The organism is Bradyrhizobium sp. 139 (assembly GCF_023074175.1).
GTDB lineage: Bacteria > Pseudomonadota > Alphaproteobacteria > Rhizobiales > Xanthobacteraceae > Bradyrhizobium.
On the sequence record NZ_JADPKS010000165.1, the window covers coordinates 1 to 25,175 of the forward strand.

The 25,175-nt window shown below is 58.2% G+C and carries 30 protein-coding genes and 2 pseudogenes; 15 read left to right on the plus strand and 17 right to left on the minus strand.

Annotation, left to right across the window (positions count from 1 at the left end; all coding sequences use genetic code 11):
• Together IVA80_RS34950 and IVA80_RS34955 are read left to right on the plus strand one after the other, a co-directional pair.
• A pseudogene (locus IVA80_RS34950) lies at window positions 1-86 on the plus strand (IS5/IS1182 family transposase); the annotation flags it as partial.
• Window positions 87-507: 421 nt separating this feature from the next.
• Window positions 508-702 carry a hypothetical protein gene (locus IVA80_RS34955; protein ID WP_035992154.1) on the plus strand — a complete coding sequence of 65 codons (195 nt, stop codon included), beginning with the start codon at window positions 508-510 and terminating at the stop codon, window positions 700-702.
• A gap of 602 nt (window positions 703-1,304) precedes the next feature.
• On the opposite strand, the gene IVA80_RS34960 is transcribed toward IVA80_RS34955, so the two are convergent.
• The 8 genes from IVA80_RS34960 to IVA80_RS34995 form a co-directional block, all read right to left on the minus strand.
• Complete coding sequence (locus IVA80_RS34960; RefSeq protein ID WP_247439665.1) at window positions 1,305-1,724, minus strand: cupin domain-containing protein; 420 nt, start codon at window positions 1,722-1,724, stop codon at window positions 1,305-1,307.
• A gap of 241 nt (window positions 1,725-1,965) precedes the next feature.
• Window positions 1,966-2,238 carry a pyridoxamine 5'-phosphate oxidase family protein gene (locus tag IVA80_RS34965; protein WP_247439666.1) on the minus strand — a complete coding sequence of 91 codons (273 nt, stop codon included), beginning with the start codon at window positions 2,236-2,238 and terminating at the stop codon, window positions 1,966-1,968.
• A gap of 154 nt (window positions 2,239-2,392) precedes the next feature.
• Entirely contained in the window at window positions 2,393-3,310 is a 918-nt protein-coding gene (locus IVA80_RS34970; protein ID WP_247439667.1) for an NADP-dependent oxidoreductase, read from the minus strand.
• A gap of 143 nt (window positions 3,311-3,453) precedes the next feature.
• A complete protein-coding gene (locus IVA80_RS34975) occupies window positions 3,454-4,776 on the minus strand; it encodes an MFS transporter (protein WP_247439668.1) in 1,323 nt (440 codons plus the stop codon).
• Window positions 4,777-4,844: 68 nt separating this feature from the next.
• Window positions 4,845-5,312 carry a hypothetical protein gene (locus tag IVA80_RS34980; protein WP_247439669.1) on the minus strand — a complete coding sequence of 156 codons (468 nt, stop codon included), beginning with the start codon at window positions 5,310-5,312 and terminating at the stop codon, window positions 4,845-4,847.
• Between the two features lie 651 nt (window positions 5,313-5,963).
• Window positions 5,964-6,197 (minus strand): hypothetical protein, encoded by a 234-nt coding sequence (locus tag IVA80_RS34985; protein ID WP_247439670.1) that lies wholly within the window; start codon window positions 6,195-6,197, stop codon window positions 5,964-5,966.
• 762 nt (window positions 6,198-6,959) lie between these two features.
• A complete protein-coding gene (locus tag IVA80_RS34990) occupies window positions 6,960-7,310 on the minus strand; it encodes a hypothetical protein (RefSeq protein ID WP_247439671.1) in 351 nt (116 codons plus the stop codon).
• A 567-nt stretch (window positions 7,311-7,877) separates the two neighbouring features.
• Entirely contained in the window at window positions 7,878-8,378 is a 501-nt protein-coding gene (locus IVA80_RS34995; RefSeq protein ID WP_247439672.1) for a septal ring lytic transglycosylase RlpA family protein, read from the minus strand.
• Between the two features lie 304 nt (window positions 8,379-8,682).
• Here IVA80_RS34995 and IVA80_RS35000 point away from each other — a divergent pair, with 304 nt between their 5' ends.
• Complete coding sequence (locus IVA80_RS35000) at window positions 8,683-8,913, plus strand: hypothetical protein (protein ID WP_247439673.1); 231 nt, start codon at window positions 8,683-8,685, stop codon at window positions 8,911-8,913.
• 243 nt (window positions 8,914-9,156) lie between these two features.
• Entirely contained in the window at window positions 9,157-9,558 is a 402-nt protein-coding gene (locus IVA80_RS35005; protein WP_247439674.1) for a hypothetical protein, read from the plus strand.
• A gap of 242 nt (window positions 9,559-9,800) precedes the next feature.
• On the opposite strand, the pseudogene IVA80_RS35010 reads toward IVA80_RS35005, so the two are convergent.
• From IVA80_RS35010 to IVA80_RS35025, 4 genes and pseudogenes are all read right to left on the minus strand, one after another.
• Window positions 9,801-10,217, minus strand: a pseudogene (locus IVA80_RS35010) (hypothetical protein).
• 109 nt (window positions 10,218-10,326) lie between these two features.
• The gene (locus IVA80_RS35015; protein ID WP_247439675.1) at window positions 10,327-10,974 is read right to left on the minus strand and encodes a hypothetical protein; all 648 of its coding nucleotides are present in this window, start codon (window positions 10,972-10,974) and stop codon (window positions 10,327-10,329) included.
• A gap of 43 nt (window positions 10,975-11,017) precedes the next feature.
• A complete protein-coding gene (locus IVA80_RS35020; protein WP_247439676.1) occupies window positions 11,018-11,341 on the minus strand; it encodes a DUF3768 domain-containing protein in 324 nt (107 codons plus the stop codon).
• Window positions 11,342-11,555: 214 nt separating this feature from the next.
• Window positions 11,556-12,512, minus strand: coding sequence for a hypothetical protein (locus IVA80_RS35025; protein ID WP_247439677.1), 957 nt, complete (start codon window positions 12,510-12,512; stop codon window positions 11,556-11,558).
• Between the two features lie 187 nt (window positions 12,513-12,699).
• Between IVA80_RS35025 and IVA80_RS35030 the strand changes: the two genes are divergently transcribed.
• Both IVA80_RS35030 and IVA80_RS35035 read left to right on the plus strand, forming a co-directional pair.
• On the plus strand, window positions 12,700-14,868 hold the full coding sequence (locus IVA80_RS35030) for a phage infection protein (RefSeq protein ID WP_247439678.1): 2,169 nt from the start codon (window positions 12,700-12,702) through the stop codon (window positions 14,866-14,868).
• 13 nt (window positions 14,869-14,881) lie between these two features.
• A complete protein-coding gene (locus IVA80_RS35035; RefSeq protein ID WP_247439679.1) occupies window positions 14,882-15,439 on the plus strand; it encodes a hypothetical protein in 558 nt (185 codons plus the stop codon).
• Between the two features lie 43 nt (window positions 15,440-15,482).
• On the opposite strand, the gene IVA80_RS35040 is transcribed toward IVA80_RS35035, so the two are convergent.
• Window positions 15,483-16,889 (minus strand): DUF2130 domain-containing protein, encoded by a 1,407-nt coding sequence (locus IVA80_RS35040; RefSeq protein WP_247439680.1) that lies wholly within the window; start codon window positions 16,887-16,889, stop codon window positions 15,483-15,485.
• Between the two features lie 465 nt (window positions 16,890-17,354).
• Between IVA80_RS35040 and IVA80_RS35045 the strand changes: the two genes are divergently transcribed.
• The 3 genes from IVA80_RS35045 (at window position 17,355) to IVA80_RS35055 (ending at window position 18,553) form a co-directional block, all read left to right on the plus strand.
• The gene (locus tag IVA80_RS35045; protein WP_247439681.1) at window positions 17,355-17,660 is read left to right on the plus strand and encodes a hypothetical protein; all 306 of its coding nucleotides are present in this window, start codon (window positions 17,355-17,357) and stop codon (window positions 17,658-17,660) included.
• A 105-nt stretch (window positions 17,661-17,765) separates the two neighbouring features.
• On the plus strand, window positions 17,766-17,972 hold the full coding sequence (locus IVA80_RS35050) for a hypothetical protein (protein WP_247439682.1): 207 nt from the start codon (window positions 17,766-17,768) through the stop codon (window positions 17,970-17,972).
• 5 nt (window positions 17,973-17,977) lie between these two features.
• Window positions 17,978-18,553 carry a Fic family protein gene (locus IVA80_RS35055; RefSeq protein ID WP_247439683.1) on the plus strand — a complete coding sequence of 192 codons (576 nt, stop codon included), beginning with the start codon at window positions 17,978-17,980 and terminating at the stop codon, window positions 18,551-18,553.
• Between the two features lies 1 nt (window position 18,554).
• On the opposite strand, the gene IVA80_RS35060 is transcribed toward IVA80_RS35055, so the two are convergent.
• Window positions 18,555-18,773: a DUF6290 family protein gene (locus IVA80_RS35060; protein ID WP_247439684.1), complete on the minus strand. Its 219-nt coding sequence runs from the start codon at window positions 18,771-18,773 to the stop codon at window positions 18,555-18,557.
• Between the two features lie 83 nt (window positions 18,774-18,856).
• Between IVA80_RS35060 and IVA80_RS35065 the strand changes: the two genes are divergently transcribed.
• The 5 genes from IVA80_RS35065 to IVA80_RS35085 are packed head-to-tail and all read left to right on the plus strand — an operon-like array spanning window position 18,857 to window position 22,344.
• Window positions 18,857-19,258 (plus strand): multiubiquitin domain-containing protein, encoded by a 402-nt coding sequence (locus tag IVA80_RS35065; protein ID WP_247439685.1) that lies wholly within the window; start codon window positions 18,857-18,859, stop codon window positions 19,256-19,258.
• A 12-nt stretch (window positions 19,259-19,270) separates the two neighbouring features.
• Window positions 19,271-19,657 (plus strand): E2/UBC family protein, encoded by a 387-nt coding sequence (locus IVA80_RS35070; RefSeq protein WP_247439686.1) that lies wholly within the window; start codon window positions 19,271-19,273, stop codon window positions 19,655-19,657.
• Window positions 19,654-21,036, plus strand: a complete 1,383-nt coding sequence (locus tag IVA80_RS35075) for a ThiF family adenylyltransferase (RefSeq protein ID WP_247439687.1) — start codon at window positions 19,654-19,656, stop codon at window positions 21,034-21,036. The genes IVA80_RS35070 and IVA80_RS35075 overlap by 4 nt, the downstream gene beginning before the upstream one ends.
• Window positions 21,033-21,452 carry a DUF6527 family protein gene (locus IVA80_RS35080; protein WP_247439688.1) on the plus strand — a complete coding sequence of 140 codons (420 nt, stop codon included), beginning with the start codon at window positions 21,033-21,035 and terminating at the stop codon, window positions 21,450-21,452. Before IVA80_RS35075 ends, IVA80_RS35080 begins: the two co-directional genes overlap by 4 nt.
• Window positions 21,445-22,344, plus strand: coding sequence for a hypothetical protein (locus IVA80_RS35085; RefSeq protein ID WP_247439689.1), 900 nt, complete (start codon window positions 21,445-21,447; stop codon window positions 22,342-22,344). Before IVA80_RS35080 ends, IVA80_RS35085 begins: the two co-directional genes overlap by 8 nt.
• 4 nt (window positions 22,345-22,348) lie before the next feature.
• Here the strand turns inward: IVA80_RS35085 and IVA80_RS35090 are convergent, their stop codons facing one another.
• From IVA80_RS35090 to IVA80_RS35100, 3 genes are all read right to left on the minus strand, one after another.
• Window positions 22,349-23,092 (minus strand): hypothetical protein, encoded by a 744-nt coding sequence (locus IVA80_RS35090; RefSeq protein WP_247439690.1) that lies wholly within the window; start codon window positions 23,090-23,092, stop codon window positions 22,349-22,351.
• Window positions 23,093-23,264: 172 nt separating this feature from the next.
• On the minus strand, window positions 23,265-23,939 hold the full coding sequence (locus tag IVA80_RS35095) for a hypothetical protein (protein WP_247439691.1): 675 nt from the start codon (window positions 23,937-23,939) through the stop codon (window positions 23,265-23,267).
• A gap of 11 nt (window positions 23,940-23,950) precedes the next feature.
• Window positions 23,951-24,133 carry a WGR domain-containing protein gene (locus IVA80_RS35100; RefSeq protein ID WP_247439692.1) on the minus strand — a complete coding sequence of 61 codons (183 nt, stop codon included), beginning with the start codon at window positions 24,131-24,133 and terminating at the stop codon, window positions 23,951-23,953.
• Window positions 24,134-24,329: 196 nt separating this feature from the next.
• On the opposite strand from IVA80_RS35100, the gene IVA80_RS35105 reads away from it, so the two are divergent.
• The gene (locus IVA80_RS35105; RefSeq protein WP_247439693.1) at window positions 24,330-25,094 is read left to right on the plus strand and encodes a hypothetical protein; all 765 of its coding nucleotides are present in this window, start codon (window positions 24,330-24,332) and stop codon (window positions 25,092-25,094) included.
• Window positions 25,095-25,175 lie beyond the last annotated feature (81 nt).

The window sequence follows — 25,175 nt, forward strand, 5'->3', positions numbered from 1 at the left end:
GTGTCGCAACGCGCTACGACAAACTTGCCAGAAACTTCTTAGCTGCCGTCCACCTCGCCGCCATCGTCGCCTATTGGATCAATTGAGTCTGAACCCTAGTTCGTGACTGCGAGCGCGCCGTCGCCCCGGGGCATTTCAAGCCGGCTCGTTGTACGTCTCGTCCGAGCACCCTAAGCTTTCGTATCATCGTAACGCCCTGTTTGGACTTCCCGAGCTCAACCTGTGCTCAATTGATCCGTTAGTGGCGATCCTCTTAGGGTTGGAGCATCCGACTTGCACACAGGCTAAGGGGAAGACAATGCCTTACCGCTTCGAACGTCTTGGGTCTGACAAGGGCAGGCAATGCGCAGTCTGTGAGGGCGACTTTGGTCTCGTCCGGCGTTATTCATGGCGAACGCCGCTTTGCTCTAAGAAGTGCATCGATCGCTTCAAGGCACACCGCAAGAGTGACCACAATGGGTTTCTGATCGCTTTCGACCAAACGCCCGAAGACCGCACGAGCGCGTCATGAGGAATCAGATTTCACGACGAGGCAAGGAATGCTTGAAGGCAGCGCAGACTTTGCTGCGCACTGCCGAAACCATCACTGACCAAGCGGTTGCGATTCAGCTTAAGGCTCTTGCCGACTACTACGAGCGGCGAGCCGAGAAGGCTTCGCTCGACGACGCAGCCAAGGCATTAGCTCGATCCGCCGACCGCTGAATACGAGGCCTACATGAGCTGACGGGCAGCTTCCCCAGCGGCGATCCCGCCCACGGGATCGCAGTTCAGCCGTAAGCCGAGCGTGGGGCCACGCGAACAGCACATCGCGAAACAACACCTTGGAGGAATGCCGCGTTTTCCAGCGCGAGGTAGCTGCGGCAAACGATCATCTTCGTCACGGATCGCGGCGACATACCGACGTCTGCACACAATGAGCCGGGGGGAGATCGCCCGGGTTTGCGGCGGACTCCACGTTAGACGGATGGTAACGCCGCTCGCGCGTTATCGTGCCCCTGTTTTCCCAGCCCACGATCGCACGGATCGACGCCGACGGCAGAGCAGGCGCGTATGCTCCCGAGCGCACCAACTTGACCGAACTGACGACCGCTTCGTTGCAACAGCGGTCCCGTCGCCGGGCTTTTATACCCTTGTTACGACCGGCACGAGGCTTCGAAGCCGGGGTCAACGAACGACCGCTGCATGCGTCGTCCTGGCGGAGTGCTACGCAACTCCTGGGCACCAGGGCTGCTCTGCCCTTTTAGATGGCGGGTCTTGCACGCCGCGAGCCTCGATGCTTAGGCGCTGCCGAGTGCGTATAAGCGTTATTTGACGGGAGTGGTGAGCGCTTTGTCATTGGTGTCGAGGACGAAAACAGCGAGCAGCTTCGCCGGCTCGGTCGTGCTCGCGTTGCGGCTGATCGAATGGGTCACACCGGGCGGTTCGGACCAGCTCTCACCTGCCCGATAGATACGCATCTCGCCATCGTTCACCTTCGACTCAATCGCGCCCGAAACCACATAGGCGTAGATGAAGGCTGAGCTCGCGTGGGTGTGGGGCGCGGAGGCTGCGTTGGGTGCGTAGTCGACTTCCAAGGCGATCAGCGACTTGCCAGGTATATTAGGAATTGCAGCCTCGAAGTTCTTCGTGACGGTTTGCGCTTCGGCATCATGGACGTACATGGGGCCGGCCATCAAGATGGCGAGGGCGGCGCAGTTGGCGGCGATGATGGTTCGGATCTTCATGGGCTTTCTCGCTTTTGGTGTCGGTCGCTTTCGTTTACGCATCTAGGTCCCGAGGGGTTTCACACCGTACTTAGGATAGTAGCTATTCCTGATTTCGTCCTGACTTCGAGGAGGGTGGGCAAAGACATGGGCTGGAGACAGCAACGGGGTGATAGAAGTGATTTCGATTTTGATTACGCGATCAACAGGATACTCCGGGCCATTCGTCGCCCGAACCAAGTTGGCGATCATCAAAGACTTGTTATGGTCCGGCGGCAGTATCAACGCACGGCCCCTTGAACCGATAACCGCGCCTCTGGAAAATGTCGACCACGTTTATTTCGACGCCGGGATTGCGTTCAAGTTCAGTATGGTCCGGGGCGATGCGGTGTCGGCGAAGTAGAGAAAGCCGTTTGTGACCGTCAAAGACCCCTTTGGCGAAAGATTGGGCCGTCCCGTCCTCTTTTACTGTCGCTACGAACGACAGTATCACCTGCCTGATGATCGTCTCCACGTCGGCGATGATTTCAATCATAGATATTCTCGCTTCATTTTTCGCCAATCTTGCTAGCGCGCCGTCACGTGCAGTCCGCGCTGTACCGCTGGCTGCGCATGGAGCGCAGACGGGCCAAAGGGGAAGGCGCCAACAATCCATTTGGGAGAGGGGAACCCTTCGCCTTTTCTGTTTCTCACGGACGAACTCGGACGATGGTTTTCCCGCTGGTCCGCTTGGTCGAACTCAAAACGGCAACGGCATCCTCGATGGTCGCGATGTTGCCGATGTTTGTACGCAATCGTCCGTCCCGCACCCGCTGGACGATCTCACCCAGTTGTCGGCGATCAGACACGAGGACAAAATCGATCGCCAGGCCGTCGGTGGGCCGCGCCTCGATGGGCCCGGCGATGGTTACCAGCGTTCCTCCGGCTTGAATCAGGTCCGCGGACCGCTTCGCGATGTCGCCGCCGATGACGTCGAAAACCAGATTGACTCTGCCGACGTCTTCGAGAACGTCGTTCTCGAGGTCGACGAACTCCTGCGCGCCGAAGTCGAGCGCCTTCTGGCGGTCGGCGGCGCGTCCGGTGCCGATGACGTACGCGCCGGCCTCACGTGCGAGCTGCACCACCATCGAACCGACTGCGCCGGCCGCACCGTGCACGAGGACGCTCTGCCCCACGCCAAGGCGGCCGTGCACGAACAGCCCCTGCCATGCGGTGAGGCCCGGCATAGCCACAGCCGCACCCACCGTGAAGTCCACGTCGCCCGGAAGCGGCGCGAGATTGCGTGCCTCCACGGCCGCATACTCCGCCAAGGTCCCTCCGCGATACGAGTCTGAGAGACCGAACACCCGTTGTCCCGCCGACAGCCCGGTCGTGCCATAGCCGAGAGCGGTGATGACACCCGCCAGCTCCTGGCCGGGAATTGTCGGCGTCCGGCCACGATCGAGGCGATCGGTCCAGGTCGAAGGCCATGTCAGCTCACCGGAGGTGAATCCCGACGCATGAACCTGAACGATGACCTCGTTTATCGCCGCGTGCGGCTCGGGCTGCTGCATCAGTTTCATCCCGGCCGTTCCCGCAGCCTGGTCAGTCACAACGATCGCCTTCATGATAATTTCTCTCCGATCATTTGTCTCTTTACTGGGATATGCTCCGGCGATAACCTGCGCTTGCGCTCGGCGGTACGGCTCGCCGCTACACCGGGCGCGGCGGAATTGCTGGTCGATTGTGGCCCATCCCAACGCAGCCTTCTTCACCGATCCTGACGGCAAGGCCGGCGACCATTCTCATGAGAGCGTTCGCTGTTTGATGAACCGGTCGCGTTCGAGCTGTCGCAGGTGCTGCTTCCCGTCTTATCGGTATGCGGATTGCGTGCGCCGACGACAGTGAACAGAGTTGCGACGACAGCAAGTCCGCCGTATCCGAGCGCGATCTGCGGTAGCGAGAACGTGTTCGAAAGTTGGCCGGAGATAAGGCTAGGGAAGGCGGCACCGCCGTAGCAGATAAGATAGATCGCGCTGAAGATCGGCGCCCGTTCGGCTGGCGTGCTGCCATGCAGTAAGCCGCGGGCGGCGGCGCTAATGGCGATTCCCTGGCCGGCTCCGGCGACAATGGTTGCGATAATGAACAAAACCAGTGTGCTGGCGGCGACCGCCGTGCAGAGGCCGATCATTCCGGCCAGAAAAAGGATCATACCGACGCGTTGGGCTTGCGCGGATGTGAACCGGCCGCCCATGGGAGCGCCGAGAACGCTGAGGGTCATATAGGCGGCGAACACCAGTCCGAGTATGAGCGGGCTGCGGGTGTGAAGTTGATCTTCGACTAGCGCGGGCACGAATGCTTGGTAGAAGCCCCCGGTTGCCCACGTAGCCAGGAACACCGCCGCCGCAACAGGAAGCAGGTGCCTGGCCCGGGCGGGTACGCTGACCCGGGGTAACAGTGATCGCCAAGCGCCTGGCGTCGGAGTTGCTGTTTCGGGGCTGATGGCAATGAGTGCGGCAGACAATAATAGGAAGCCGATGCAAACTAGGTATATGAGGTCGCGTGGCCAGGGACCGAACTGGACCAAGGCACCGGAGGCGATGACGCCGACAGTAAGGCCGAGCATCGGTCCCTGGCTGGAGGCGACGGACGCCAACCATTCCGGTCTACTGGGTGCGGCGTCGACGATGTAGGATGTCAGGTTGCTGCTGGCCGACCCGGTACCGAGGCCCACGAGGAGCCGACCGACGAGCAGGGTAACGATGTCGTGTACATTCAGCAAAAGCACACAGCCCAGTAGTACCAGGCTGAGGCTAATGATCGCAGTGAGCCGGCGACCCAGATGATTGGACAGTCGTCCCAGCCCCAACAGTGCGGCGATGGTGCCGATGGCGTAGGCGACGACAGCGATCGAGATGCCGACATTGGTGAAGCCGTCCTCCGCCCGGTAAATGTTGTAAAGGGGAATCGGAGCGGCCGCCGCGGCAAACGAGACCACTAGCGAGACTACTGCGGATACGAATGCGAGCCGGAGCGTGCCGCCCCGGTGAGTTTGGTTGATCACTGGTGCCAGATGTTGCAGCGAGCCGTGCATCCGTTGTCTCCCGGAGATTCGGGCGCGCAGGTCCAAACTCTCCAATTAGGTATTTTCATCAACCGGCTTTAATCGTCGACGCCAGGCCGAAGAGCGGCTGCATCGGTGAGAGCTGCCGTGCCGCGCATATATCCGGCGGCCTTTCGAACTAGCGTCCCTCGAATATTGTCGATCAGGTAGCGCAATCGTCGATTTCCGGCGCGGCGTATGATAACGCTCTCCGAGCCGCCGAGGTGCATGTGCTTGCCGTCGTGACCTGTGCCAACAATTGAACGGTCCAGCACGATCCGGGCGATATCGCCGGCAACGAACACATGTCGCGCCTTGGCCTTCACCATTAGACAGACCGTGAGATCGCGCTCGAGTCGGGCGGCGATTTCGGTGTGATCAGTGATGGTTCCCTCGTTACTCGCGATGAATACGGCCTCTGCGTCGTACGGGGGCATTATCGCGCCGATCTTACCGGAGTGAAATCGCTTGAGCAGCGGCGCCACAATGCCTTCGGGTTCGGTAGGGAGCGGATAGGAGCCGGACATCAGGGGTTCCTGCTTCGTGTTGGCTGAAATGGTTGCCCTGGCGTTATTCGATTAATCCGCGGCGGTGAGTTGTTATTGGTCGCAGCGCGGGACGAAAGTTTCCAATATCCGATGCGAATAGTTTTCATACCCGCGGGGAATTGTGCTGCGACAGTCCTCTCTTCCATTCATAACCGAGGTACGTTGCGCAGCCGGCGACCGCGTCACGGCGCGCGGCAATAACGATCGTCTAGCGATTCGACGGGGAATGGTGATCTCCCTCGGAGCCTGTACTTGGCTTCCAACGCTGGAGCACACGCGTCGCACACATGACCGCAGTGTTGATCCACTTTCAACGACCGCTCGGATAAATCAATCGACATCGAGGCGAATCCATCGAATGACTACTTCGTCAGGGTCGGTCGCAACGGACCGCGGTGTGCCATCGGTGCGTGCTTCGCACGCCGAGCCGTCCATACGTCGCGAAGCCATCCTCAAGAAGCCGAATGCCGCGACTGACGTCGGCGGTTTGGCCGATAGCCCATCCAAGGTAAGCCAAGGCAGTGGCGCGCGGCTGCGGCAATCATACAGCGGTTTTGGCGGCTGGCCGGGTTTTGGTTAGTGACGCTGTCAGATAACGCGTCCAGTAGCGGGCCTACGGTTTCTGCAGCTCTACCGAGGGCCCAGCGGCCCGAAGCGCCACCGCGACTTTTGCCACGCCTCGGCTTCGGCACTTTCCGGATGCCGGGAGCCGCGGCCCGAGCGCACAAAGTTGAGAAGAGCTCTCTTTTGCGCGTCGCTCATCGGAAGTTCTCCGGTTGTGTAGAACATCACCGCTGCGTAGCGCTCGAGGTTTTCGGTAGCGCTATGGACGGAAAGCCAGATGAAGGCACGCAAAGATTTCATGCTTCCCGTTCCGCCAATGGGACTGCACGTGATAAATTCCTCGATCGCTGATTGGCAGGCTTAATCAACATCTCACAAGGCTTTGGCCATAAGACCAAGTGGGTATTTGCCTCGACGCGTTTCTTGGGCCCGGAAGCTGAACCTTAGGGCGGCGCGCTGGAACCCTCATTCGTAACAGCGAGCCGCCCGATAAACTGTCCTCGCGGATTACTCATGTGTCCGGCGCATTTGGAGAGCATGTTGGAGGAGGCGCAGCTTCCTTCGCGAGAGAATCTGGCGTGCAGCGGTAGAGGGAGTTTTTTTCTAGTTTCTTTCCTTCCAGCGAGAGAACTGCAACTCCTACCGCGGTCACGCTCCGGCAACTATTTCGAAGAGGCGGGTTCTGCGAGGCAGCTCGCGTGTTAACCTGTCAACCGTGTCAACCCAAGAATAGGCCGGACGAGCTGGCGGAATTTCGGGGCGCGCTTGTGCCGTAAGGGGGAGGGGCCAGGGGGATCCGCCTCAACTAAAGCACGCCTTGCTTGATTTGCCGCGAGATTGCACGCCCGGCATTCGTCGCGCTCCATGACAGCCGCCCATTGATACCGGGCTCCACGGAGTATCGGGCAAGTTGGTGGCGGACGAGCTCTGTCACTTCCTCATCGGAAATCTCACTCGCGCTCAGAGTCCGCCGGTTTCACGCCCGGCGGGCTTAGTTTAGTGGCCGCATCCAAACTCTCTTGAAGCGGAAGGGTTAGCCATTGAGTACCGGTAATCCCGATTTCAAGCCGTCTTGGCAAACATCGTCAGGACACCGTCGGCGATGTTGATAGCCACGACTTGTGACGAGTTCAGGCCCTTGGCCTTAAGCACGGCTGCCGCCTCCGGTGTCGCGTCAATAGACTTCCGAAGCGACCGAACATCTTCCTCGCTTGTGTGGACCACGAGCTCATCGACCTTCGAGCGCACCGCCGGTTGCAGATCCTTGACGTCGACGACCTGTATGCTCCGTATGACCGTGCCGGACTGAGGAGTCCGTGCCTCAGATTGCGAGGGCGCTCCTTGTGCCTGCACGAAAGCCGGCGTCCCCAGAGAGAGGGCTGCAATGATAACGGATGCCGAAACTATGCGCATGCTCACTCCTTTTCAGTTTGACTGGAAAAACTTCTATCTACGAAATTTGGTTGGCGTCTGATTCCCATGCGGCCATTCAGTGTAACCAATGCGGCTGCAATGCGCACGCACAAGCCCGCCGGTTTACGCCGGCGGAACCGTTGCGCTGCTCGACAGCTTTATTATGATGACAGCGGCGGAACCGGGAAACCGGCAGTCGTGTAAAGAGCCGCACGGAGTCCGGCTTCGTCTTGCGAAGTGGTGCGTTTGGCACGCCCGCCGATGGTTCTTTAAGGGCGCTGTCTAATCGCCCCAGACGGGCCGCCTACCGTCTGCAGCGGTTCACCAGCCGCACGGTCCAACGGCGGGTGCGGTCTAGCTAGTCCTACCGTTCCCGGAGGTGTTTCGTTGCTTGCCGTACGAGTGCTAACGGACTCGATGGTGATTGCAGCTGCGACCACAATGGCGGTGGCCAGGGCGAGGCCAAACAAAACAACGGCTGTCTGATGTTGATCCATCGATAGAACTCCGCGAAACGGCACTAAATGAACCATGCTGCAAAACCATCATGCCGAGACACACGGTCCGCTATAACACCTCTGCGCGAACCCGGGCGACGCCACGATCGGTAATCCCCAAGCTGCGAGCAGCGGCCAACGACAGGTCGATGACGCGACCGCGAACCCAAGGTCCGCGATCGGTGATGCGAACGACCACCGATTTGTTGCTTTTAACGTCAGTGACGCGAACGTGCGTGCCGAAGGGCAGCTTGCGATGAGCTGCAGTTAGCGCATTCCGATCGAACGTGGCGCCGCTCGCCGTCTTCTTTTTCGAATACGAGTAGTAGGAAGCCTTCCCGGAAAACACTCGGTTGAAAGATTGAGTGGCTGGACGATCTTCCGAACTGCGCGTCGGCTCTTGTCCGATTGGAGGTTGCGTTTGCGGGCTCTGGTCAGTCTGCTCCGGTGCCTCAGGAGCCGGGTCGGCGTGTGCTTTTGGAATGATGGACCATCTATCGTTGAAGTCCTGTGCTGCAGCAGAGTCTATATGGGTCCACATCCACGCCGGGAGTGTCGCAATCGCGACCATTCTACAAAGAAGGCGCATGTTTGGCCTCGCTACAATACTAAACAAAAAGACAATGCAAACTCATGAGGTGAGTTCCTGAACAGGCATTCCGTGTCGGCGACAGGTGAGTGCATACCGATGTTATCGCGAGGTGCGCGTAGGCGCACCGCAGCAAAGCAGCTGTCCCGTTGCAGCGCACCACGCTGGCCGGGGAGCTTCGTTCTTTACGAAATGAAGGGCTCTAATCGGCCCATGGGCAAACTTTTACGGACGGTGACCCCGTTCAAATCAAATTTTTTAGAAAGGCAATTTTAGAAAGGCAATAATGACTATCCAGACCTACAAACCACCCAAGCACCTTAGCAAGGACGCCGCAGCATTCTTCAGCGGCGCCGTTGAAGAATACGAATTTGAGCCGCACCACATCATTCTTCTTACCAAGGCGTGCGAAGCCTATGACCGCGCGGAAGACGCCCGGAAGGTCCTTCTCGACTATGCGAGAGATCTCGTGCCTGCCGACGTTGATGGCTTGCACCGACGCGTCAAACCCAAATAGGCAGTCTGGGTAACCCTACCGCGTTAAGTTTAATTTCAACGCCAGTTTGCAGCTTGCCTGCATTCCGCGGCAGGATCACCGACGCCAGTCGTCTGATGACAGAATTGGCAAGGGCCGCCAGTTGATCCGAGGGCTGGAAAGCTGGCGGCCCACACGCCATACCTACGGGAACCCCCGGGACGTAGCAATCGTTGCCTGATATGCCAAAGCATTCGGCCAGACCGAAGCAGCTATCGGGAAATCTTGAGCGGCAAAGGCTTTAACGATGCAGCGGCGCGCGCAAAGCGGGCGCGCGCCAGCATGGAAGCTGCCTTCGAAGATGCCATAGTTACAGATTTTGACAACTTCTTGCCGGTTGCGGCGGCTCTGCCCGATCCCGGCGATCACCGCGTTGTTGCTGCGGCGGCCAAGACGCAAGCGGCAATGATCGTAACGGAAAACCTCAAGGACTTTCCGGCGTCAGTTCTTTCCGTTGAATATGGAGGCCAAATCCGCCGACGCTTTCATTGCGGATACCATTGCACTCGACGAAGCTCGCGCCGTTGCAGCTATTCGGCGTATGCGCGAACGCTTCAAAAAACCGGAAATGACGCCAGGAGAGCTATTGCTCGTGATGGAGGCTGCGGGACTAATCGAAACGGTTGACCTGCTGAGGCCACACGTCGAATCGCTCTAGTCGAACGAAGTCCCACAGTGAGCGGTCCCGTCCACCGCGACTTCGCCTGACGGGAAAACCGTCGCGAACCAGATGTATAATTCAAAGTCGTCAGCAAAATCGGCTTCGGATATTCCATAATGAAGGTTATGCGAATCACTAAAGCGTATGCAAATCAATGGTTTACGCTTCGTTTGCGACGCTTCAAAGTCGAGTCCAGCCCCGACCGACCTTACGACGCGTTCGCCTGTCTTCGCCGTACAGTGTCCCGTTGGCGCCGCTTTCGGTCGCGCTTGCGCCGAACTGGCGCTATCGAAGGCATCAGTGACAGAGTCGTGGCCAGCGCCGGCTCCTCGACGGCGCGGACGGGAGTTAGCTCCGTTGCTTGGGCGGATGCGGACCGCGCCTCCATAATATCGAGAACCGAGCGCCCCTTGTCTGTGACACGCCAGCCGCCGTTCATCCGCTCGATGAGACCTTGGGAGAAGATATCCAAGTCGGGTACGCGGGCCGCCTATCGCTTCACGCGTTCGGCCCAGTCCCGTCCGCTGGTCGCCAGGATCGCCATATCGCGCTTAAGGTCCGCCATCACGGCAAGCCCGTCTGGATAGCTAACCAGCACCTTGAGAACCGTCACCTGGAAGTTCACTGCCCACACCCCTACCCGGCTTCCGGCGAACTTACTCCCTCGACATCTTAGATGTATCCGTGAACCTCTGTCGACTCACGACATTCATCCGCTGGTCTTCGTGGGGAGGCTACGGGGACTTGGTTGTCCTGAATATCGAGCGATGGCCAGAAGGCCAGAAGCGCAATCGCCAGAGCAAGCGCGCGCCGCGCCTTGCACGACCTCGTTCAGCCTTGTCGAGGCTGACATTTCGCCAGCCGTTTCCGTCGCACAGTTGTAGGTGCTTAGCGCAGTAGCGCAGTTCCCCTTCGTGCTTGCCGGAGCAGCCTACGCCCGACGACCCGACTTTGAGCTCGCCCTGATACACATCGAGATAGGCATTCGGAGACGCGGTGCCTATGCGAACACAGCAATGGTTGGCGCCCGCCAACACCATGCCCCCTACCGGATTGGTCTGCGTCTGAAGGACCTTCGGCTGATCGGCCACCGCCGCGCCATGCACGAGCAGGGCCAGGACAAGAGAGAAAATACAAACGCAACGCTTCTGGCAGAAGGCCAAAGCGCAGGGCGATCCCGCGCATTCCTCACAAGGCTGGCTCGTCAAACCGGATTTCGACGCTGTTTGGGCCGCCCTTCTTTCGCTTTTTGCGATCGCCTGTTGGTACTCGGCGTGGTCGGAGAGGATGCCGTAGTGGTCTGACAGAACCTTGGCGACACGCGCCACGGCGCTTTCCAGGTCATCGATCAGGGCGCGCTGCCTGGCCAGCGTGGAGCCCACGATCGCATCACAGAGGTCGTTGACGTCGACATGTCGGCGCCTCCTAGTACTCGTCGGCCCGCATGACTATCATCACGCGTTGAGTAACGGACGGATCAGCCGGATCGGGCGATGCAAATCTGCCAGCCAGGTCGTAGTAGTCGATCTTGAAGAAGTACCAGGTCGCGTCGAGCTCGATGCCGCCGAAGTCGCGCTCTCCGTGCGGGTCATTGCCAGGAGTGAAGCGGTCGAACTTGCGTACCAGCTCTAGCAACTGAGCTTGGCGCTCGATCGGTAGGCTGGCGAGGCCGGGCGTGAGGAAGCCGCCGAAGACGAGTGTCTGGCGAAAGCTGTCGTTCAAGCCGCGGATTTTGATGGTGTCGGTCATGTGAGGTCTCCCTTTGGTTATCGGCTGCGCCATCGCGGCCGGTCGGGAGAATTCGAGGGCAGCAGGCCTGAGGACCAGTCAAGGAGGCTCCGCGTGCAATGCCGCTTGGATGCCTTGACGGGTTGCGTTGCTAACCTATTCACCCGACCTTACCGGCCGGGTGGTGCGGACGATCATTGGCGGAGCTCACCTAGTGCTGACGCCCATGGATACGCTATGAGTCGGCCGCGTCGAAACTTCCCAGCTCATCTTCCGGAGAGCGGGATTCTTCAGCATCGCTTCCGCGCGGATTATATCGCCTGCCGCGCACTCGATCGGGAACGGGCACGGCTCTCTTCGGATAAAGTATCTTCGCCTTTCGGCGCGTGGACAAATCTAGGATGGGATACTCGGTGACCTCCCATACGAAGAGTCGCCTACCCAAAAGACTGTGTGTGCCCTTCCCCGTTCGGACAACTATGGGAATAGTCTGCGCAAATGGGTAGACCTTAACGACTTGAGGGGCCCCGCCGATCGCACGAATACCACCGACGTCGGGCTCTCGGAGCAACGCCTGTAGCGCCTCTACTGGTTCATAATCCCAGTGCAGAATTATCTTCTTGTTCTGTTTCTTTGGTGGCGCAGGGTAACGCTGTTGCAGGATATCGCTGAGCTTGGCGAAGTACTCTGATTTGTAGTCGCCGATAAAGAACAAATCAGCCTTTGCTCCAGCGCGCCAAGGATGCGGCAATTTGACCCCAGCCCGGTGAAATTGGAATCGGCAATCGCGCTGCAATTTGAAGATACCAATGTGCGGTTTCTCGAAGCGCCAGGACCAGCCAGCAAATAGTATAGTCGTGCCTGCTAGCTCCTCCGCCTTTTCAGCGGTAGGCAGCTTCCAGGCATCGATCATATTGTTCAACATCTTCTCAATGCGCCCGGTAAGGCTCGTCACATCAAGGGCGCGAGAGCTTGTTCTAAAATGATTGTCCAGAGCAACGCTCACCTGGACAAACAGTGGGTATGCGATCTGGGCATCGCCGCAAAACGAGAGACAACAGTCACCTCGCCTGAGCTGATAGATTTTTTGCGCCTGATCCATCGGACCACGGGTTCTGAGGCGGCTGTCTGAAGCGATAACTATCTCGGGCGGCGTAAGGTGATGCCTCACCCATGCAAGCGTGATTGTCATAGTCCCCCCTTCAGCATGCGCCATGGCGGCAAGGTCCGGCGCGGTTCGGTCGTTTGCTGCTGCGCGGCATCGTCCGCCTAATCCAAACGTCTAGATCGAAAAAGAGGCGCTCAATAGCCGTTGTCCCAATGATCAACTAGCGTTTCCCCGTGATCAACCATAAGATGAGCACTCGGGGGGACCGCTTATGAAAAAGCTGAAGGTTGAGCTACAGCATTGCTACGGCATCAAGAGCCTGAAGGAGCAATTCGATTTCGCCTCGGCCAGCGCCTGTGCAGTCTACGCCCCCAATGGGGCTATGAAATCCTCCCTGGCAAAGACCTTCCAAGACATCGCCGACGGTAAGGCGTCCGGAGACCGCGTTTTCCCGCAAAGGCCGACATCGCGAAGCGTTATCGATGAGACCGGCACGGCGATTCCGCCCGAGTGCATTCTCGTTGTCAGACCGTACGACGAGGTCTTCGGGCATACCGAGCGGACATCGACCCTTCTCGTGAACGCGGCCCTGCGAGAGGAATACGAACGACTGCACGTGGAAATCGATGCGGCCAAAGAGCGCTTGCTGGCGGCTTTGAAAGCGCAGTCAGGCACCAAGAAAGATATTGCCAAAGAGATATCGCTCACCTTCACAAAGGACGAACAACAGTTCTACCGGGCCCTGATCCGTATCAGGGACGAATTAGCCTCTCAGAAGGGTCATCCCTTCGCGGACGTCAATTACGACATCATTTTCGATGACAAAGTGCTGGCGCTGCTCAATACGAAAGACGTCCGATCAGCGATCGAGACCTACATCAGGAAGTATAACGAGTTGCTGGCAGCCTCGACCTACTTCAAGCGCGGCGTTTTCAACTACTATAACGCGTCAACCATCGCGAAGAGCCTCGCCGACAACGGTTTCTTCAAGGCCAAACATTCGCTGCGCTTGAACGCCGACAAGATAGTCGACATCGCCGACGAAAAGGAACTGGAGCAGCTTATCAAGGCTGAGAAGGAACAGATCTCTACGGACAAGGAGCTACGAAAGAAGTTCTCCGACCTCGAAAAACTCATTCAGCGTAATGCGACTGTACGGGAGTTCGACGAGTACGTTTCCAACAACGAGCATCTGCTCCCCGAGCTCGCCAATATCGATAAATTCCGGGAAGAGGTATGGAAGTCTTATCTGAAGGCCAATTGGGACGCGTATGTTGAAGTCGTGGACAAGTTTCAGGCCGCCGAAAAGCGGCGAGCTGAAATCGAGGCCCAAGCGGCGGCCGAACGGACTCAGTGGGAACAAGTAATTGAGGTCTTCAACAGCAGGTTCTTCGTTCCGTTCAAGCTGGAGGCAAAAAACCGCATACCGGTGATGCTGGGCCAGGAACCGATGCTGTCGCTGGGTTTTCGTTTTGAGGACGGCAAGGACGTCGCTGTGGTGGACCGAAACAACCTGGTCGAGGTGCTGAGCACCGGCGAGAAGAAGGCCCTTTACGTCCTGAACGTGATCTTTGAGATCGAGGCCCGGCGCAAGTCGGGCCAAGAAACGCTATTGGTGGTCGACGACATCGCGGATTCCTTCGATTACAAGAACAAGTACGCGATCATTCAATACTTGATGGAAATCGCTGAGGGTGACATTTTCACGCAGTTGATCCTGACGCACAATTTTGACTTTTTCCGCACGATCAACAGTCGAGCGCTGGTGCCCTATTCGCAGTGCTATATGGCATCGAAGGGCGACAGCGGGCTTCAGCTCGCGCGTGCGTCGGGCATTCAAAACGTGTTCGTCAATGACTGGAAGAAGGAGTTTTTCAAAGATCCGATGAAGCGGATCGCCTCCATCCCATTCATGCGCAATCTGATTGAATACACCAAGGGCGACACCGACCCCGACTATCTGCGCCTGACGTCTCTGCTTCATTGCAAGGCCGATACCGCCTCGATAACCGAGGCCGACCTCGACAAGATCTACAACGGTCTGTTCGGGGGAGGCGGCGCGTGGAAGTCCCCCGGGGACAAGGTAGTGGACACCATTCTAGCGCAGGCGGCGGCGTGCATGAAGGCCGGGAGCACCCATAAGCTGGAAAGCAAGATCGTGCTCTCTCTCGCCGCGCGGTTCGCGGTCGAAAGTTTTATGGTTGGGAAAATCAATGATCCGGCAAAAGTCGGTGCGATTAATACACTTCAAACGACCAAACTGCTATCGCTCTATCAGAGCTGCCGGGACTGTGAGGATAAAGCGGTTCGGGTCGTAAAGCGGGTTGTTCTAATGACTCCCGAGAATATTCATCTAAATTCGTTTATGTATGAACCGATCCTCGACATGTCGGACGACCATCTCCGCGCTTTGTATCAAGACGTCTGCAATCTCAGCTGAGGTTGGACACTGGATGAAACTCGCGTTGATATTTGCCGCGCTCCTGATGGTCGCCGGGCCGGCGTTGGCTCACCCGTACCTCTGTTCCATTGACAACAACTGCCGAAGCTACATCGGCAAACGCCTGTGGGTGCTCATTCCACCGGGCAATCCCAATGTAGTCGAGTTGAGCTTCACGCAAAACGACTGGACGACGTCAGCCACTCTCAAACTTAAAACAGGCGCATCGTTTGTCGTGAAGGACCTGACCAAGGCGTCCGTTTCCCCTTCTGATGACTACGACGTCGAGCTGGGCGACGGTCGCCGAGGATGGATCGGCTCTGCTAACCCGTTTCTTGTCGACTACGACCCGATTGCCCGGACCAGGTATGCCGCCGAAGATTGCGCAGGTCGAGGCCCGCCAAAGGTTGGGATGACATCCAGTGAGCTGTCCGAAACCTGCTGGCGGCACCCGAAGAACGTTGTGAAAAAAACAACAGTTGCGGGCGTGGAGGAACTTTACGTCTACGGCGCCGGGCGCACTGTCAAATTGGTCGACGGCAAACTTTCCGAGATCATCGAGGCGCGATAGTCTCTAAATCGCGGCAGGCGGCAGTCCGCGGTCGCTTAGAGCATTATTCGGCAGCCTCGATTTGGCTTTTTAACTCCGCGAATTTCGCCGCCATCGTGGGGTTGCCCCGGGTCAACTTCTTGATCGTCACGTCCTGCGCCTTGTCATTTGCAAGGCGTAGGTTGCGGTCAGCGCCGATCAACGCATCCTTCGTCTTCTGCAGATGGTCGATTGACTTATCAATCTCAGTGATCGCCGTCTGGAAGTTTCGGGAGGCGAGGTCGTAATTCTTGGCGAACCCGGTCTTGAACGTCTCCAGCTGGTTTTCGAACTGGGTGATGTCGATATTCTGCGCCTTAATCAGCGCCAGCTCGGTCCGGTACTTCAAGGAATTGAGAGAGGCATTCCGCAGCAGCGTGATCATCGGCAGGAAGAACTGCGGCCGGATGACGTACATTTTGGGATAACGGTGGAAGACGTCGACGATACCCGTATTGTAGAGTTCGTTGTCGGGCTCGAGCAACGAGACCAGGATGGCGTACTCGCAGCCTTTCTCGGTGCGATCCCGATCAAGTTCCTTGAGGAAATCCTCGTTCTTGCTCTTCGTCGCGGTTTTGTCGCTCTCGTTCTTCATCTCGAACATGATCGAGATGATCTCGGTGCCCGCCTCGTCCGAGTCGCGGAAGATGTAATCGCCCTTGCTGCCGGTCCGCGCGTCGTTGTCTTTCTCGAAATAGGCTCGCGGAAACGCCATCGAGCGCACCCTGTTGAACTCGGTCTCGCAGTGCTGTTCGAGGGTCTCGCCGACCATTTTGGTCGAGAGGCGGGCCTTCATATCCTTGAGGCGTTCGATCGCGTCATCACGATCCTTGATCTGGGTTTCGTACTTGTCCTTGAGCGACTGCTCGGAGAGCTGCTTTTCAAGCTGGACCTGCTTAATGCCGTTTTTCAGCTCGTCGCGTTCTTTCTCGAGGGCGCCGACGGCTTCGGTCACGGCGAGCTTTTTCTCAAGCTCGATGGCCTGGAGTTTAGCCTTCAGCTCTTGGATTTCTTTTTCCTTAGCAGCAGAGATTTTGTGCTGCTCGCTGGCCAGAAGCGCCTGAGCAAGCTCTGAGGCAGCCTTCTTCTCGCGTTCCGCTTGCGCGAGCGCGTTCGCGAGCGTGTCACGCTCCTTCTCGACCGCACTGAGCGCTTCGGTAACGGCGAGCTTCTGAGAGACCTCACTTGCCTCCAGCTTGGACTTCAACTCCTGGATTTCGGCATCCTTGGCGGCCGCGGTCTTGTGCAGATCACCGCTGACCTGGGCTTTGGCCAATTCAACAGCGCTTCGCTTGTCGCGCTCGGCCAACTCCAGCCGTTCGTGCAGTTGCTTTGCGAAATCGGCGTCACGGACCTGCTTCAGAATCTCGGCATAGCCGGATTCGTCGACCTTGAAGGCCTTGGCACAGTGGGGACAGATGATCTCGTGCATGGTTCCTGCCCAGATGGGCGCTTGCTGTTTTCGTCGAAAAGAGGGCTGCGGGGCCCACAGAATCGTCCCCTCCCACTTGAGAACAAAATTAGAACAAGCCAATTTGGAGGGTCAAGGCGGAAGCCGCGGATTTGCGCATTTTTCGCTGGCAATCCCCTGCTTTCCGAGGCACCGGCAATGTTCACTCGGAGGCTTGAAGAGAGACGGAAGCTGCCGAGCAGTGCACTGTTTGCCAGCTTGGCCTTACTAGCCCGTCCGAGCGTTCGATAATTCACACGTGAAATTTCGCTATTCTGATAATCCGTAATTTAGCTTGCGGCGTCGGGCAAAACAGTGGTCAGATGGAGCCATCGGGAGATTAATCCCTGCTCAAGTTACTGGTCGGCCAAACGAAACTGACAATTAGGGTTTGATTAACTTCGTTTTTGCCTACCCGCCGTATCATGCCTTTCGGACGTCGTTGCAGTGAGGATCGTCGAAGACGGCAAAACCATCGGTGGGTTGCGAGAAAAGCCCGTGCAGTCACCTTATGGGACATACCGGCGAAGACAGGAGGTCGAAGTGTCGGAACAGGAGATGAAGTATTCGGATCTGGTGGAGATCGCCAGATGCAGCAGCGATCTGAAGCAAAGCTATGGAGAAAATAAAGGAGCGCTCCTGACTGCCTTCATGGCTTACCTTGCCACCCGTCCTCGATCCCTTGTGCGGCCCTGGTGGATCGCCGCAGGGATCGCGATCCTCTATGGCGCTTTGAAGCTGTGGCTGCACTAGAGGGACGATCATCTTGTCGTATGATCCGGTCCGTCATTCGCCAGCGGGAAAGCGCTGTAGATATATGGGTTCACCACCCCCTAGAATCCGTGATATGCTTCGCTCATGACCGATAAGCGTAAAGGCTCCAGCATCAATTCCTCCTCCCGCATTTTGGGAGACAAGACTTTTGCGGCCATTTCGGCTGTCGAAGGTTTGAAGCTTGGTAGAGCCTCGAAGGAACGCCTTTCGGCCCTTCGCGAAAAGAAGCTGACACCCGCCCAAAAAAGGGCGGAGGTGTTGCGGGCGTACGTCCAGCCTAAGGGCCGTTAACGGCCTTGAGCGGCTACGACGTCTTCGACGACCCGTACTGTTACAAACGCACCTCCGTCCTCAAGAACCGAGCCCGCCTTAGGGAAGCCAAGACCCTGGAAGCGTTCGAGCTCGAAATGTCGACACTTCGCTCGGAAGAACCGCTCCCGGCCGGAAGGTTCACGCCTGCGCACTATAAGCGCATCCACCATCATCTGTTTCAGGACGTTTACAGCTGGGCTGGAAAGTACCGGAAAGTCCGCACCGCCAAGGGCGGGAACATGTTCTGCTATCCGGAACACATAACCTCCAGCATGGACCAACTGTTCGCGAAGCTTGCTCTCCCTGCTTTCCATTCCGGCGCAGAGGCATTGGCATTCCTGGATGCAGCCACTGATTTTTTGGCCGAACTCAACGCCATCCACCCCTTTCGTGAGGGCAATGGGCGATCGCAGCTGTCCCTCATGTACCTTCTAGGACAGCGAGCCAGCCATCCGCTGGCGCTCACTCGCATCAACCGTGACACCTTCATGCCCGCGATGATCGCGAGCTTCCTCGGTGATAACGGGCCACTTAAAAACGAGCTGCGGAAACTGCTTTGAGCTACTCGCCGGCCTGACGGGCCAGGAGTTTGCGCGCGCGGGCCAACCGAGCTTTCAGGTCTTCTTGAAAGGCGGGGTCTTTGCGCCGGCTCTCGATGTGCTCGCTGATCGCGGCACGAATCACATCCGAAATTGCCCGCTGCTCAACCGATGCGACGGTTTCGAGCGCTTCAGCCTGCTCATCGGTCAGGCGGATGGTCATGGCTTTGGTGGTTTTCATGGGGGAAATTTGCACCTTAACACCGGACTTGTCAAGCGTCACAGTATCGTGGTATCTTGGTATCAATCAATGGAGGTACCACAATGGCTGAGCACGACGAATCCGGCGTCCCGACGAACCGCGAGAAGGAGCTGGAAGCCTTCAGGGAGCGCCAGTTGCGTGAGCTGCGGGAGTTTGAGGAGCGCCAGAAGCAGGAGCTGGAGCAGTTCGAGCGCCAGGAGCTGGAAGAGCTGAAGGAGTTCGAGGAGCGTCAGCATCCGTACGAGATCAAGATCGACCGTACCGAGTTCAAGGTGAAGGAGCACTTCCTCACGGGCGCCCAACTGCGGGCACTACCCAATCCGCCCATCGGCCCCGACCGGGACCTGTTCGAGGTCGTGCCGGGCGGCTCCGACGAAAAGATCGCGGACACGCAGAAAGTGAAAATGCGCGACGGCCTGCGCTTTTTCACTGCGCCCGCGCAGATCAATCCGGGCCTCGTCTAAGGAACGACCGCCGTGCTGCCTTCACACGACATGGAATTTCTGAACGCCAAGGCCCCCGGCCATCAGGTCACGACTGAAGGCGGCGTTATCTGCGTCCTCGTTCCATCTTACCCGCTTCCGAAGGGGTTCGACCAGGAGACCAGCGACCTGCTGATTCGCTTGGCCCCTGGTTATCCCGATGTGCCGCCGGATATGTGGTGGTTCGACCCACCGGTACGGCGAACGGACGGTGTTGTCATTCCAGCTACTGAAGCGCGCGAGGGCCATCTCGGGCGCCAATGGCAGCGATGGTCGCGCCATTTCACAGCCGGTCAATGGCGCTCGGGCATCGATTCACTTCAAAGCTACTTCGCCTTGATCAGAAATGAGCTGCTGAAAGCGGCCCCAGGAGCATCATGACAATTACACTGGTCCTGACAGGACCGCTTTTCCAAGAGATCGAGCAGACCGCCAGACTTCCGTTGGAAACCGCGGGCGTGCTGCTCGCTGGCATCGCCCGCGCGCCGAACGGCGAGATCCGGCTCCTTGGACGGGGAATGCGCTGGGTGCCGCAAGACGCCTATCTCGCGCGTGAAGGTGATCATTTGGCAATCGCATCACAAGGCTATGTCCCTGCCCTTGCCGAAGCCGAGTGCATTGGCGCCATTCCGATCTGGTTTCACACGCATCCCGGCATGATCGGTCACCCAACACCGAGCATGGCCGACCGCAAGGTCGACCAAGACATCTCCGACCTCTTCCGGTTGCGATCGGGCTCGGAACTGTACGTCACGCTTATCGCGTCGCCGCGCGACGACGGGATCACGTTTACCGGCGAGGTGCATTTCGGCGACGGCGGAAAAGCACCGATCGACCGGTTGTGGCGCGTCGGCGACAAATGGCAGCTTGTGAACTCTTTCAATTCAAGCGCGCCGCAGATCCCCGCAATCTTCGACCGGAGCGTCCGCGCGTTCGGCCCTGATGTCCAGCAAACCCTCGGGGCGTTGCGTGTAGGTGTCGTTGGTTGCGGCGGCACCGGGTCGGCGGTCTCCGAGCAGTTGGTGCGTCTCGGCGTGCGGCATCTTACGCTGATCGACGCCGACACGCTGACCGAGAGCAACGTCACCCGTGTCTATGGCTCTACTCCTGCCGCAGTCGGCAAACCAAAGACGGAGATGCTGCAAAGCCATCTGACAGCGATAGCACCCGATCTCGAATGCCATACCGTGGCGGCGATGGTGACCCTTGAGAAAACGGCGCGCGAGCTGATCCCTTGCGACGTTGTCTTTGGTTGCACTGATGACAACGCCGGCCGCCTGGTTCTGTCGCGGTTCTCGACCTTCCTGGCCACCCCCGTGATCGATTGCGGCGTGCTACTGGGCGGCGATGGAGCTTTGGCAAGCATCAACGGCCGCGTAACCACCCTCACCCCGGGCGGCGCCTGCCTCGTCTGCCGCGACCGGATCGACCTCGCCCGCGCGCAAACCGAGCTGCGAACGCCGGAGGAGCGGATACGGCTTGAAAACGAGGGCTATGCGCCCGTCCTGGGAGGCATAGAACCAGCGGTGGTGACCTTCACCACCAGCATCGCTTCAGCCGCCATTAACGAGCTTCTGGAGCGCCTGATCGGGTTTGGGCCGAGCCCGAGGCCGACGGAGGTGCTGTTCCGCTGGCACGAGCGGGAGATCTCGACCAACAACGCCAAGCCGCGACTGGGTCATTACTGCAATCCGGAAAGCCAGAAGATTGGCAAGGGCGATGGTCATCCCTTCCTCGAACAGGCTTGGCCCGGGGCATGAAGATTCGTTGGTGGCAGTGGCGTTGGACCGATTGGCTCCCGCAGTCGCTGACGCGTCTGCCGCGATGGCTACCGCTCGATTTGCTGCCTGAATGGATAACAGGTCAGCCGCCGCTGTACTGCATCGGCCAGGTCGAGTCGGCCGATGAGATACCAGACAAGCTGCCGAGCAACGCCGCCATCGTTGTCGGCGACGCATCAAGGCCGAAATGGATTGCGTTCGACTGTCCATGCCGAAGCGGTCACCGCATCATGCTCAACCTGGATCGCGGGCGCAGTCCATTCTGGCAAATATCTAAGGTTGATGGCCCCCTTTCGCTTTCGCCAAGCGTGAACTACTATGATGGCCGGCGTAGATGTCATTACTTCATAAAAAACGGGAAAGTCGATTGGATGGGGGATTCATTCGGTGAGTGACAACGACCAGGAGTCGCTGCCGGCGTCCGAAGCTGCGCCGCTCAAGCCTGAACGGCAGCTTACGAAAACGCCGATGTATGCGGCGATGAACGCGGGCCGCTACCAAAGGCAGGAACTCATCAAGCAGATAAACGCCTCCGAGGGCACAAAGCTCATCTGCTACGTTTCGAGCCTGGAAACCGAGATCGACCGCAACGATGTCATGGGCTTTGTGGAGATGCTTCACAACATTCCCGAGAACTCGTCGATCGACCTGCTTCTCAATACTGGCGGTGGTGACGTCGACGCCTGCGAGAAACTGGTCAAGCTGATGCTCTCAAAAGCGGGCACGCAGCCGTTCCGGGTGATCGTCCCGGACCTGGCTAAAAGCGCCGGCACCCTGATGGCACTTGCCGCCAGCAAGATTATCATGAGCAACACCTCTGAGCTCGGCATGATCGATCCGCAATTCCTCTTGAAGGACGCCCGCGGCAATGAGCTGACGTATTCCGTCATGGGCTATCTGGAGGCCTACGAAGAGCATTGCGCTGTGATGCGCAAGAATCCTAGCGACCCGATTGCTTTATTGATGCTTGATAGCTTCGACGCCAGGACTGTTAAGAAATTTCAGGGTATTCGCGACCGAGTGAGGACGTTTGCCGAGGATATGCTCAAGCGCCGTGGAGCGCCCAGTTCAACGATCTCCCAGGCACTGATGAGCGCCACCCAATGGAAAACACATGGCCAACCCATCGACTACGCCGATGCCAAGCAGCTCGGCCTGCCAATCGAATATCTCTCGCCGGAGGATAAGCGTTGGAGCCGCTATTGGGAGCTCTACTGTCTTCTTCGCCTTGAAACCCAGGAGGGCAAAAAAATCTACGAATCGGCTTACGCCTCGCAAATCGTCTAAACTCCTAGGACATCGGCCGCACGAATTGCATCGTCAGGGGCTCGTGCGTCCTGCCGTCATCCCAGCTCACTGTCAGCCAATTGGTCGAAGCCGGGTACGCTATGACGAATCTTCCCGGCCGATATCGTGCCCCACGCAGAAACGGATACTTGCCCTCGTCCAGAGGTTCGAGCAGCAACACAAAGCTTAAGCCTAAGATGTTCAGCGCCAGCGCTTCGATATCTTCCTGGGCATTTGTGAGCGGCTGCAGCTGGAAGCGCTTATGGTTGGAGGTTCGGTCGCCCGTGTTCATGGTGCAGTAGAGCCCAGCACCTTCAGGCCAATGACGGGGGTCGTCGAGCATGTCCAATAACACGGCGTCGCGCGAGAACGCGCCAGATAGTGGCGCCCTGCCTCTCGCGAGATTCTTCGAGACCGCCGCCGCCTTGGCCGTCTTGAGCAGCCATCTTTCCAGGTCATGCCCCGACACGAGGGCGTGTCGCGATCCCGCATCCACCTCCAGGTACGATTTCAGCGAAGAGAAGAAATACTTGGCGGCATCATCAAGTGGATGAAGAGTGCTGTTATGCTTGGCGCAAAGACAGTTCGTTCGCAGATTCTGGGGCGCGAGTATCCTCTCCTCGTCCGGCGCAAGCCAGGGGAGCCCGCCGACGGAGAAATCGCCGTCGCCCATCAGCACCCGGATGACCGACTCCGAAATAATGTGCTCCCCCGAAATAGGGCCGACACACGAACCGAGGTCGCGCATATAGCATTTGGCGACGCTTGATGCTTGAGGAAGTGCCCTTAACCCAAGGACAGCGGATCGCTTGTGCCAATCCTTGCCATTGAAACAACATGCCCGCCCAGGGCGCGTCGAACCGCACGGGCACGGGCCATTCAGTACCGCCTCTCTCTTTCGCTTCGCTTCGCCCACTTTTTCAGGGCCTCCCCCGACTGTTGTAAACCGCGATCCATGCTTCATGCTCGGCTTTGAGGTTTTCGACGAGCGCATTAACCGTTAGTTCGTTGATCGCCTGAGGCTTTCCGTGGCTGAACTCGTTGCGGCGCCTGTGAATGTCACTGAGCAGGTCGGCTACCGTTAAAAATCCGTGGTCGCGGAGATCGTCGAAATAGGTCCTACCGAAGAATATCTTGTACAAATCGAAGAGACGGCTTCCGATCCCGGAATAGCGTTTGAGCTGGTCATCTAGAACGCGCTGTGGAAGCTTGCGCATCGCCGAACGGTGAAGTCTCTCGATTCGGGTCTCAAAGTAGCCCCAAAACAGCAGCACGAGGGCCGCCCGGGCAGACGGGCGATCGGCATCGGAAGAATTTGCAAACGCTTGAAACTCGACAACTGGCCGCTCCCACTCGCGCTGGAGCATCTCGAGATAGATGTAGTCCTCATAGCGACCTTCGGCGCCGGGGACGGTGAAGGCGGTCGTTCTGCGACCATCGATTGCTATTGTTGTCGACGAAAAGTGAACCGGGGCCGCACCACAGGCGGGGCACGGGCCCTCGTACCTGCGGATGCCGGGACAATCCCCACCACACAACATGTAGCCAGCCCAAAGGCTGGCCCATGATTTTCCCGCTAGCTCGTCGCACCACATGAGATTTCCCTCTAGCGATACCCCCGCCTCTGCTTCTCTATCCACTTGGAGATCAAGGCAAGATCAGCCTTACCACGAGTCGGGTACTCCTCAATTCGAACGGTCCCCGGCCGCCCAATCCGCCCCCATTCCCTGACGAGTGAGCATTCCCCGAACAGTGTCGGTTGGATGTCCAGCTTATAGAACCGCGCCATGTTGCGGTGGTTACCCGAAGGGCCGAGACCCGCTTTCGGGGCTCGGTGGGCATGCTCATAGAGCCTGGTCCGCAAGACGGACGCGTCCCGGGGTAGTCTTTGGATTGGTCAACGGAAAAGGGCCTGGCTGCTATCACCTGCCAGTTTTTGCGCGGCGAGCGCTCGCCCTACCCGCTGGGAGGATTTCAACTAGCGAATGCCGATGCACCTTGATACAATTCGGACAGGATTGTTTCAGGTCGGCAAGATGGCATTCGGGCTTCTCGAAACAGTTTTGGAGTGGGGCGCCAAGACTGGCCTAGAGGCCGTCCTGAAGTCGCTGACGCCGAGCGAGCTTTCCTCAAGGTTGAAAGCACCCATCAAAAGCTGGGTCGAATCCCTACCCTCGGGCTTTGACATCGATCCTGGCGCCGTCCTGCGTCTGCGAGACATTAGCGCCGGTCCCGCGCGCAAGTTGATATCACAACGTATGACAGATGGTCGGTTGCCTACTCAAGAAGAGTGGCTTGATGCTGTTACGGAGTGGTGGAATGCCGCCGACAAAGGCTCCGATATGCAGCCCTTCTTCCGGCTAACGGAGCCTGACGTTGCGCCTCACCTGCGCGACTTGGCGACGCGCCTCAACGACGTCTGCCAAACTGACAAGCAAATGTGTCTCGGCGTTTTTGTAAGAGCCGCCGAATGGCGGCAGCTTGAAGACACGCGTAGCGATCTGGAGCAACCGAACGTCCGCCTGTTTATCAATGAGATCATCGAACCGCCAAACTATGCGGAGTATTACGTAATCGACTTTCACGCGTACAATTCCACCCAGGACGAAGTGCTTGTCAATCGAATGCGTATCGAGGTTCAAGAGGTACGCAAAATCGACCTGCACCGGATCGTGACGCCGGGACATCCCGGCACGCGATACAGCTTTGCGGCTCATCTGACTGTGAATAGCCCTAGGGTCTGTACCTAATTAGCGATCTCTGATTCCATGGCGCCGAGTTGATTCGGGCCCGGGGACTTCGATGCGCAAAGGACTGTTCTGGCTGAACGA